Consider the following 4062-nt stretch of genomic DNA (forward strand, 5'->3'; position numbering starts at 1 on the left):
AAACTTTCGATTTGGAAAGATAAAAAAAGGGGGTAAAAATACCCCCTTTTGAAACGAAATTTTTTGATAAAAAAATGAGTTTCTTCTTTTCTTGATACTATACGCAACTATTTCGATTTAATAAAAATACCCTAGAGCCCTTGAAAACTCTAGGGTTAAACTAAAAAAATTTGCTTTTTTTTCCCTAGTGTTTTATAATTTAAGTGTCGAATTCAAAAAATAAAACCTTATATGGAAAGGAGCAAATTCTTTTAGTGCCTAAATAGGACTTTTTATTAAATTTCTAAATCCTTTTGTTAGCCACAAAAGAATAACATTTACTATGAATTATGATAACAAAAATAATATAAAAAATCAAGAAACAAAAATTGACATATTAGAAAAATGTACAGATAAGAGATTAAAAAATCCTAAATTTAGTGATTATATAAAATCATTTGTATCTAAAAAAATGAATTTAAGAATAATAGATTGTGGTACTTTTTTAGAGTTGTTAGGAGATTTTGAAATGGAAAATAGAAAAATCAATAAAGCTAATTTTTGTAAAAATAGATTTTGTCCAATGTGCAGTTGGAGATTGGCTTGTAAAGATAGTTTAGAAATATCAATTCTTATGGAACATTTGAGATGTGAAGAAAATAAGGAATTTATATTTTTAACTTTAACAACTCCTAATGTAAAAGGTGATAGTTTAGAAGAAGAAATAAAAAATTATAATAAAGCCTTTAAAAAACTTATGGAACGTAAAGAAGTTAAAAATATAGTTAAAGGTTACATAAGAAAACTAGAGGTAACTTATCAAAAAGAGCAATATATAACTAAAGATCTATGGAAAAGAAAAAAAGATTATTATGAGAAAAAGGGATTATCTATTGGTGATTTAGAGCCTAATTATGATACTTACAATCCTCATTTTCACGTCGTTATAGCAGTAAATAAAAGTTATTTTACAGATAAAAATTATTATATTTCTCGTGAAAGATGGCTTGAATTATGGCAATTATCAACTGGAGATAAGTCTATAACACAAGTTGATGTAAAGAAAGCTAAAGCTAATAATCATAAAGAAGTTTATGAGTTAGCAAAATATTCTGCCAAGGATAGTGATTATTTAGTATCAAGACCAGTATTTGAAATATTTTATAGAGCATTGAAAGGAAAGCAAGTTTTAGTGTTTAGTGGATTATTTAAAGATGCTCATAAAATGTACAAGCTAGGTGAATTGGATGTTTATAAAAAGAAATCTGAAATAGAATATGTTTATAAGCTTTATTATAAATGGTATAAAAATGATTATGAAAATACTAAAATTATTGAACTTACTGAAGAAGAAAAGAAAAAAATAAATAAAGGATTAATAAATGAAATAGAAATAGAGTAGGTATTTAACCTACTCTATTTCTACCATTTCCAGAAACAATCTAAAACATTTTTGTATGAAAATTCTTTTTTACAAAAAAGAGTGTATATAAAAAATATAGATGTTGTTATTCCAGATAAGATATTAATTTGTTGTGATTTTCCCGTTGGAAAATAAAAAATCATTTGAACTACTATTAAAAATAAGATAGTCATTAAAAAATAATCTGGATCTTTTTTTATTTTTTTTAGATTAAACCATAAAAATCGTTGCAATCTTTACACCTCTTTTTAAATTGGAAGTAATAACATTATAATATTTGTCACAAACCAATTAACATTTTCTGGTATTCCGGCGGCTCTAAATACTCTATGAAAGAAATCTTCAACACTGTCTGAAATTCCGATGAATTGGTCTGCTATTGCAAATATTCTATCGAATACAAAATATTTTTTCATTGAAGAAGGTATTTTATTATAAACTACTTTCCAATTCTTTTTTAGCCAGTTTAAAGCTGACTTAATTGCTATTGTTGCAAGTCCTCTTTCTTCTCTTATTTCTTCAGAAGTTATATTATAATCAATATCAGGTCTTATTGAATCTGCGATTTCTTTTGCATTGTATGTTATTCCATCAATAGTTATAAAGTTTAGTTCATTTGAAGATGAAGATATTATTTCATTTGGTGTAATTTCACTTGCATAAGCAGTTAAATTAGGTGCAATAGTATTTGTGAATATTGTTCCTGTAATTGCAAGTATAGTTATTCTAGATATTATTTTTTTATTCATAATAAATTCCTCCATTTATTTTTTAATTAATTTTACAATAGAGTTTTTAAAAAATATGTTAAACATTGTCGAATTAATAAAAAAAATAGATATAGTATTTTTAATATGGTAATATCGTTTAATTTTTTATTTTTGTAGCTACAAAGAAAAGACAAATTTTTAATAAGGAATATGATAAATTTGAATGTAGTAACAAAGAAAAAAGGAGATGGGTTTTGTGGCTGCAAAAGTTGTAAAGGAAGAAGTTATAAGGGTTAGAGTAAATAAAGAATTAAAAAATAGATTAAAAGAAATGTGTAAAGATAAAAAAAATAGTATGAGTGAATTAATAATCTATATGATTGAAAATGAAATAAATAAATATGAATTTAAAATAAGGAATAGAAAAGAAATAGAAGATAGAGTAAAAGTGATAGATAAAAAGATAGATGGATTAAAACATAAAAAGAATTGGTATTAAAAATTCGTAATGTAATCAAGGTGGAGATTTTAAAAATTTTATGAGTGCTGCAAAGCAGATCCGAAATAAAATTTTTAAAATACTACCTTGATGGAATGAAGAATTACAAGCTAGGAACAGAAAAGGGCATACGCCCTTTTTCGGCTAGTGCCGAGCGACAGAAAAAATTTTTGGTTAAGCTTTTTATAAAAAGATTATGGGTGAAACGAAGTGAGGGCAAAGCCCTGGGTCCAGGAACTCCTGGCACGATAACTTTATTTCATAAAGTATATTGTGTTATACTTTATTATACTTTACATGGAAGATTTGCCGTTTTATGTCCCAAGTTGGGAGGTATTTACGGTGGTTTGCCGTATGTGTTCCGGTAGATTGCCGTATTGTATTGAAGTTATCAATATTAGGTATTGATAACTTCAATATGCGAATCTTCCATGTAGAGTATGTCTTGGTTTGAAGGGAGTTAGTGAAAAATGAGTTATATGGTATGTCATTTCGGTAAATATAAATCAGGAAATGTATTTGGATTACAAAAACACAATCAAAGAGAGAATGAAAATTATAGTAATATTGACATAGATAAAGCAAGAACGCCCCTAAATTACGATTTAGTTAATAATGGCGATATAAACTACCTAAAGAGGGTAAAAACGATTATAGAGGCAAATAGAGCGTCTGAAAGGGCAATTAGGAAAGATGCAACTGTTTATTGTGAATGTATTATATCTTCAGATAGTGCTTTTTTTGAAAATTTAACTGAAGATAAACAAAAAGAGTTTTTTAAGAGTTCTTTAGATTATTTGAAAAACAAGATTGGTGAAGAGTTTATTATATCTGCTAATGTTCATCTTGATGAAACTACACCTCATATGCACGTTGGATTTGTTCCGATAATCGAAAATTCACTTTCAGCTAAAAAATTGATAGATAGAAAATTTCTTAGAGAAGTGCAGGATCAGTTACCAGCATATCTAAAAAATCTAGGATTTGATATTCAAAGAGGTATTGAAAATTCAAAAAGAAAACATAAGGATACTAAGGAATTTAAAAAAGAGCTTCATAGAGAGCTTGAAAATAAGTACAAGGATATAAATGCTATAGAAAGCTATAAAAACGAATTAGAGGGCAAAATAGAGCAATTAGAGGCCTGTTTAAATCAAAAAACAATTGAGTATGATAATATAACTAAAACTTTAGGTAAAAATAGCCTTGTTATGTATCAGATACAAGAAATGAAAGTTGAACCAGTTATGTTTTCATCAGATAAGGTCAAGATAGATAAAAAGGATTTTGAAAAATTAAAGGATAGTGCTTTAAAAGCTTATAGTCAGCATAATTTATATGCTACGGTTTTAGATAGATTAAAAGAGCTTGATGAAAGTAAAAGATATTATTCAAAACAGTTAGATATATCTCGAAGAGATAGAGCTATAGAATACAATAATTTAAATTCT

General features: G+C 26.3%; 5 protein-coding genes. 3 read left to right on the top strand and 2 right to left on the bottom strand.

Features of this window, described 5'->3' with window-relative positions; translation table 11 throughout:
* Window positions 1-322: 322 nt before the first annotated feature.
* Entirely contained in the window at window positions 323-1381 is a 1059-nt protein-coding gene (locus tag J7M87_RS16830; RefSeq protein WP_291652790.1) for a protein rep, read from the top strand.
* Window positions 1382-1401: 20 nt separating this feature from the next.
* Here the strand turns inward: J7M87_RS16830 and J7M87_RS16835 are convergent, their stop codons facing one another.
* Entirely contained in the window at window positions 1402-1635 is a 234-nt protein-coding gene (locus J7M87_RS16835; protein ID WP_291652792.1) for a hypothetical protein, read from the bottom strand.
* Window positions 1636-1650: 15 nt separating this feature from the next.
* Complete coding sequence (locus J7M87_RS16840; protein WP_291652794.1) at window positions 1651-2151, bottom strand: hypothetical protein; 501 nt, start codon at window positions 2149-2151, stop codon at window positions 1651-1653.
* A gap of 217 nt (window positions 2152-2368) precedes the next feature.
* Between J7M87_RS16840 and J7M87_RS16845 the strand changes: the two genes are divergently transcribed.
* Together J7M87_RS16845 and mobV are read left to right on the top strand one after the other, a co-directional pair.
* Window positions 2369-2611, top strand: a complete 243-nt coding sequence (locus J7M87_RS16845) for a CopG family transcriptional regulator (protein ID WP_291652795.1) — start codon at window positions 2369-2371, stop codon at window positions 2609-2611.
* Between the two features lie 470 nt (window positions 2612-3081).
* Window positions 3082-4062: MobV family relaxase (gene mobV, locus J7M87_RS16850; RefSeq protein WP_291652796.1), on the top strand; the 981-nt coding region annotated here is incomplete at its 3' end.

The sequence above is a fragment of the Clostridium sp. genome (genome assembly GCF_017888565.1).
GTDB lineage: Bacteria > Bacillota > Clostridia > Clostridiales > Clostridiaceae > Clostridium.

What these genes read in the sequence shown, in the direction of transcription:
- J7M87_RS16840 (WP_291652794.1), bottom strand. Translation starts at nt 2,151, where the DNA reads ATGAATAAAAAAATAATATCTAGAATAACTATACTTGCAATTACAGGA.
- J7M87_RS16830 (WP_291652790.1), top strand. Translation starts at nt 323, where the DNA reads ATGAATTATGATAACAAAAATAATATAAAAAATCAAGAAACAAAAATT.